The 6425-nt window shown below is 73.3% G+C and carries 3 protein-coding genes; 2 read left to right on the forward strand and 1 reads right to left on the reverse strand.

What is annotated here, in order from left to right; all coding sequences use genetic code 11:
- Positions 1–534: 534 nt before the first annotated feature.
- Positions 535–4044 carry a hypothetical protein gene (locus ACP4IX_RS35775; RefSeq protein WP_426558760.1) on the forward strand — a complete coding sequence of 1170 codons (3510 nt, stop codon included), beginning with the start codon at positions 535–537 and terminating at the stop codon, positions 4042–4044.
- The gene (locus ACP4IX_RS35780; protein WP_426526935.1) at positions 4044–4325 is read left to right on the forward strand and encodes a hypothetical protein; all 282 of its coding nucleotides are present in this window, start codon (positions 4044–4046) and stop codon (positions 4323–4325) included. Before ACP4IX_RS35775 ends, ACP4IX_RS35780 begins: the two co-directional genes overlap by 1 nt.
- Before the next feature lie 231 nt (positions 4326–4556).
- Here ACP4IX_RS35780 and ACP4IX_RS35785 read toward each other — a convergent pair whose 3' ends face one another.
- Positions 4557–6239, reverse strand: a complete 1683-nt coding sequence (locus ACP4IX_RS35785) for a glycoside hydrolase family 13 protein (protein WP_426526937.1) — start codon at positions 6237–6239, stop codon at positions 4557–4559.
- Positions 6240–6425 lie beyond the last annotated feature (186 nt).

Genomic DNA, 6425 nt, shown 5'->3' on the forward strand with positions numbered 1-6425 from the left:
AGCGATCGACGACGCGCCCGCGACGGTGCAGACGGCGAGCAGCCCGGCAACAAGCGGCTTACGAAGGCGGGTTTTCATCAGAGTTCCCTTCCAGGGCGATGTGATACCTGATCCGCATGGCCGTCCGTCGCGGTGCGTGATGCGGCGGACACGCATGCTCGGCGCACCGAGGAGCGAAGGCATCGGCCGGTGCGAACCGGGGCAGCGGTGATTCCCCCCCTGGTCTCCCGACCGTGAACGAGCCCCTGCGTCGCCCCCTCGCGGCGCACCGACTGCGCAAGGTATCACGCCGTCACCACACACCTACCTGTGGCACACATCGAGTTCACAAGTAGGCTCGGCGCGCCGAAATACGGCCCCCGACCAGTGAGTTGTCGGGCAGTGAGAGGTAAGACGCTCTTGAGTCGAAGACTCACCAAACGCGCAGTTCTTCGGGTACACGCGCATACGGACGGACACCGCGGCGAGTCGCGATGGCGGCTGGCTTCCCTGCGGTCGCTGTGCCTCACCCTCCTGATCGCCCTGACGCTGGGCATGGTGGGCACTGTCCCGGCGTCCGCCGTCGACGAGGTGCCGGGCGAGGAGGAGGTGTCCGAGTACATACCCGCCACCGACCGGGGCAGGGTGCTCGAGCTGTGGCAGTCCGGAGGGCCGGCCGTCAAGGCCGCGGCCGAGGCGGCGCTGCTCGGCACCGACGCCGACGTGCAGAAGTTCCTCGCGGAAGAGAAGGAGATCGCACAGCTCAGCGACGACCGGGTGTCGGCCGTCCAGATCCTGTCGCTGGGCGGGCGGGAGGTGCGCGCGGCCGCGCAGACGGCGCTCGCCGGCTCGCCCGAGGACCTGCGGGCCTTCCTCAAGGACGGCTGGCGGGTCCCGCTGGAGCAGGACCAGAGGGTCCAGGCCGTGCAGGTCATCTCGGCGGCCTCCGGACGCGGGGTCAAGGAAGCGGGTCAGAAGGCGCTCAACGGCACCATCGAGGACGTACGCGCGTTCCTCAACGAGGGGCAGTACGTCGCCGCGGACAGCGACGCCCGGGTGCAGACCGTCCAGATCATGAGCACCGGCGGGGACGCGACCCGCGAGGCCGCCCGGGTCGCCCTCAACGGGGACATCAACGACGTCCGGGAGTTCCTCGAGGTCGGGCAGCACATCGCCCGGGCCCGCGATCAGGAGCAGGCGACCGTCGCACAGCTCGCCGAGTGGGCCACCGAGGCCGGCCGGCAGGCCAAGGCCGAGACGGAGAAGGCCAAGGAGGCGTCGGCACGCGCGGTCGAGGCGACACAGCTCGCCAAGGAGTCGGCGCAGAAGGCGGCCGAGGAGACCGAGGCGGCCAAGGCGGACGCCCAGAAGGCGTCGAGTGCCGCGGGCCGGGCGGCCGACGCCGCCCGGGGCGCCGCACGTGCCGCGCAGCAGGCCATCGACGCCGCCAACGCGGCCACCACCTCGGCCCGTGTGGCCGCCAACGCCGCCTCGCAGGCCGCGTCCGCCGCGGCGGCGGCCGCCCGGGCCGCCTCCAACGCCCGGAACGCGGCCGCCGCCGCGGCGAGCGACGCGGGCAAGGCGTCCGCCGCCCGTGCGGCGGCCGAGGACGCGCGGGACGCCGCCAAGGGAGCGCAGAAGGCCGCGACCGCCGCCGACCACGCCGGTACCGCCGCGTTCGAGGCGGCCAACGCCGCCAAGTCCGCGGCCTACGCGGGGCTCAACGCGGACGCCGCGGCCAGCGCTGCGGCCGAGGCCAGCGGCCAGGCGGGTGTTTCCGAGGCGCAGGCCGCCCGGGCCAGGGCCGCGGCGGCCGAGGCGCACCGCCACGCCGCGCAGGCCACCGCCGCCGCGAACCGGGCCGAGGCGCTGGCCGGCAAGGCGGCCAAGGCCGCGCACGAAGCGCGTGACGCCGCCAACTCCGCCGCCAAGCACGCCGAGAACGCCGCCGTCGCCGCCGACGCGGCGGCCGACCACGCGGGCGACGCCGCGACCGCCGCGGCGGAGTCCACGAAGCACGCCAACGCCGCCAAGGACGCCGCCGACGCGGCGACCGCGGCGGTCACCAAGGCGCAGGCGACCTTCACCCTCGCCCGCGAGATCGAGAAGGAGGGGCTGACCACCCGCACGGCGGGAGCGATCGAGCAGGCCCGCTCGCTCAAGGCACTCGACGACGAACGCCAGGCCGCACAGGACCGGCAGGCGCAGGCCTCCCAGGCCCTGGACGAGGAGGCGGACCGGCTGGCCGCCGAGGTCACCCGGCCCGACGTCGACGTCGCCACCGTCGCGCCGAAGGCCCGCAAGGTCGCGCTGAACACGGCGCAGACCCGCGGCCCCTGGAGCGTCGCCGCGGCCGAGGTGGCCCTGGCCGGCTCCGACGAGGACGTCATCGAGTACGTCCGCACCGGCCGGGACAAGGCGCTGGAGCTCGACAACCGGGCACGGGTCAACCGCCTCGCCACCGAGTCCGAGTCCGAGACGGTCCGCGCGGCGGCGGAGGCGGCGCTCGACGGGGACGCGGCGGCGGTCGCGGACTTCCTCGCCACCGGCCAGCACCAGGCCGCGGCCAACGACTACCGGGTCACCGTCACCCAGCTCATGAACGGCGCCGGGCCCGGAGTGCGGGCAGCCGGACAGGCGGCCCTGAACGAGGGCTCCCCGGACAGTCTGCGCGCCTTCATCACCACCGACTACTACACCCAGCGCACCCAGGACGAACGGGTCCGCGCCGTCCAGCTGGAGGAGTCGGGCACTCCGGAGGTCGCCGCCGCGGCCCGCATCGCGCGGGAAGGGCCGCCGCAGGTCCTGCACGCGTTCATCGAGACGGGGCAGTACAAGGCCAAACGCCAGGACCTGCTGACGGCCACCCACGTGGCCCGCGTCCAGGGGCTCATCGCCGACGCCTCCGCCGTGGCCGCCACGGCCCAGCGGTACGCCGCGGAGGCCGGCCGTGCCGCGGCCACCGCGAACGACGCCGCCGACCTGGCGCAGAAGTACGCGCAGCAGGCCGAGGACTCGGCCAAGCTGGCCGCCGGCTACGCCGAACAGGCGGACGCGTCGGCCGACGCCGCCGCGAAGTCGGCCGCCGACGCCGCCGCGTCGGCGAAGACCGCCCGCGCGGCCGAGGCGGACGCCCATCGTGCCGCCCGCGACGCGGACAACTCCGCCGCCCACGCACAGGCCTCGGCGAACGCGGCGGCCGGCTCGGCCGCCGTCGCGTGGGCCGCAGCAGGGGAGGCCCGCGCGTCCGCCGAGGCGGCGGGCAAGGACGCGGCGGCAGCCGCGGAGGCCATGAGCGAGGCGCTGTTCGCGGCGGCCACGAAGGCGTGGGCGGAGGAGGAGCAGCGGCGCAAGGAACTGGAAGAGCAGGACCGGGCCGACCTGAAGGGCCTCAAGGAGCTGGAGGACGCCTTCGCCGACATGGCGGCCGAGGAGGAAACCGACTGGTGGGACCTGTCCACCGTCGGCCACCTCCTCCTCGACGCGGGGGGCCTGATCCCCGGTTTCGGTGAGGGCTTCGACCTCATCAACTGCGGGTGGTACGGAGCTGAGGGCGACGCCGTCAACTCCAGCCTCTCCTGCGCCGCCGCCGTCCCGATCCTCGGATACGGCGCCGTGGGCACGAAGTGGGGCAAGAGCGGCTACTCGGCCGTCGAGGCCTTCGCCAAGTCCATGCGGGCCAATGGCAAGGTTCCGCATATCTGGACCGCGAACCCCAGAAAGGGCTACACCAACGTAAGCAACGCCTACTCGCACTGGAAGAAGCACAGGGCCGAGTTCCCCGAGCTCAACAACGCGAGGGAATACGTGGAGCTCGCCCACAGGTACGGAGAGATCGCACGCGGCGGCAAGGCGGTCGACGGGTACCGGATCTACCAGCAGAACGGCGGTGCGCTCGCCATCTTCGACAAGAACTCCAAGACCTGGTCGGCGTTCACTCCGGACGGGATTCCGCAGACCATGTACAAGCCCTCTCCCTACGACCCGGTGACGAACAAGGGAGGCTACAGGACGACACTGGAAGACTGGCTGAACGAGCCGGGACGAGGGACGGAGATCAAGTAGTGGATCCGAAGAGCGCGCCGCGCCGTCCCCCGGAAACCGCCTGCCGAGTGTGCGGGTTGGACGACGGGGAAACCCTGTGGGACGAATTCGGTGCGCCGCAGTACGTCATCTGCGAATGCTGCGGCATGGAGTCCGGTATCGGCGATGACAACCTTCCGCAAGTGCGCGAGGTACGCGGGTACTGGGTCGCGAGCGGTGCTCAGTGGGAGGATCCGAAGCGCAAGCCGGACCACTGGGACGTTCTGGAGCAGTTGAAGAACATCCCGCCCGAGTGGCGTTAGCCGGGCGTCCGGCCGTGGGTGGTTTCCTCACCGCCCACGGCCGGACGGCTCGGGCCGTACGGGCTCCAAACGCCCGGGCCGGCTCCGTCGGGTGCGGCGGGGCGCACGGCTCCGACGGGTCCCCCAAGGCCGACGGAACGAGCTACGGCAACGTCCGTGACGGCGACATGAGACACAGGGCCCGCGGCTCCCGGTCGGGAAGCCGCGGGCCCTGTCGGGTCAGCGGGGGCGTCAGGCCGTCGTCCACCACACCGTCGTGTCCGCCGGCACCTTCGCCTCGCCGGCCGCCTCGGTCACCTCGCCGCTGGCCAGCAGCATCCGCCCGTACGCGGGCATCGCCACCGACTCGCCGGTGGTGTTGGCCACGCACACGAAGTCCCCGCGCCGGAAGGCGACGACGCCCTCGGGGGCGCGCAGCCACTCGACGGCGTCGCCCGCGCCCAGGTCGGCCTGTTCGCGGCGTACGGCCAGCGCGGAGCGGTACAGCTCGAGGGTGGAGCCGGGCTCGCCGGTCTGCGCCTCGACGCTCAGCTCGCCCCAGTTCGCCGGCTGCGGCAGCCAGCTCCCGCCGTCGCCGAAGCCGTACGACGATCCCGTGCGCGTCCAGGGGATCGGCACCCGGCAGCCGTCGCGGAAGCCGTCCTGTCCGGCGCCCCGGAAGTACGCCGGGTCCTGGCGCACCTCGTCGGGGAGGTCGACGACGTCCGGCAGGCCGAGTTCCTCGCCCTGGTAGACGTAGGCCGAGCCGGGCAGCGCCAGCATGAGGAGGGTGGCCGCGCGGGCGCGGCGCAGGCCGAGTTCGCGGTCGCCGGCCAGGCGGAGCTGGGTGCCGAGGCCCGCCGGGTTGGCGAAGCGGGTGGCGTGCCGGGTGACGTCGTGGTTGGAGAGGACCCAGGTGGCGGGGGCGCCGACCGGGCGCATGGCGTCCAGGGTGCGGTCGATGACCGTGCGCAGCTCCTCGGCGTCCCAGTGGGTGCCCAGGTACTGGAAGTTGAACGCCTGGTGCAGTTCGTCGGGGCGGACGTAGTTCGCGGTGCGCTCGACGGTCGGGGTCCAGGCCTCGGCGACGAAGATGCGCTCGCCGGAGTACTCGTCGAGGATCAGCCGCCACTGGCGGTAGATGTCGTGGACGCCGTCCTGGTCGAAGAACGGCATGACATCGTTGCCCAGCAGCTTCAGCTGCTCGTGGTCCCCCAGGTCGGGCAGTCCCTCGGCCTTCACCATGCCGTGGGCGACGTCGATGCGGAAGCCGTCGACGCCCATGTCCAGCCAGAACCGCAGGATGGAGCGGAACTCGTCGCCGACGGCCGGGTGCTCCCAGTTGAAGTCGGGCTGCTCGGGGGCGAACAGGTGCAGGTACCACTCCCCCGGCGTGCCGTCGGGCTCGGTGACCCGGGTCCAGGCGGGGCCGCCGAAGATGGACTCCCAGTCGTTGGGAGGCAGTTCGCCGTTCTCGCCCTTGCCCGGGCGGAAGTGGTAGCGGTCGCGGGCCGGCGAGCCGGGGCCCTCGGCGAGGGCGCGCCGGAACCACTCGTACTGGTCGGAGGAGTGGTTCGGGACCAGGTCGACGATGATGCGCAGGCCCAGGGCGTGGGCGTCGCGGATCAGCGCGTCGGCGTCCAGCAGGTTGCCGAACATGGGGTCGACGGCCCGGTAGTCGGCGACGTCGTAGCCGGCGTCGGCCTGCGGGGAGGCGTAGAAGGGGCTGAGCCACACGGCGTCCACGCCGAGGTCGCGCAGGTACGGCAGGCGGGTGCGGACACCCTCCAGGTCGCCCATGCCGTCGCCGTTGCTGTCGGCGAAGCTGCGCGGGTACACCTGGTAGATGACGGCGTCCCGCCACCAGTCACGGCGCCCTGCGACGGTGGCGACGGCGGAGGTGGGGGCCGGTGCGGCGGAGTGCTGCTGGCTCATGACGTCCTTGTGATGTGACGGAGTTCCGGTCATGGAGACATGGGTGCGGGAGGGCGGGAGCGAGGCGGGCGGGCCCCGGGGGGGGGGGGGGGGGGGGCCCCCCCGCCCGGCGGTTTACCCGGCCGGGGGCCACCCCGGGTGCCCCCGCCCGGGCCGGCCGGGCCCCCGGGAGTAAGCACCGCGGGG

The organism is Streptomyces sp. WG5 (genome assembly GCF_049974565.1).
Lineage (GTDB): Bacteria > Actinomycetota > Actinomycetes > Streptomycetales > Streptomycetaceae > Streptomyces.

Coding starts and splice junctions, on each gene's coding strand:
- ACP4IX_RS35775 (WP_426558760.1), top strand. CDS start 535: ATGGTGGGCACTGTCCCGGCGTCCGCCGTCGACGAGGTGCCGGGCGAG.
- ACP4IX_RS35785 (WP_426526937.1), bottom strand. CDS start 6,239: ATGAGCCAGCAGCACTCCGCCGCACCGGCCCCCACCTCCGCCGTCGCC.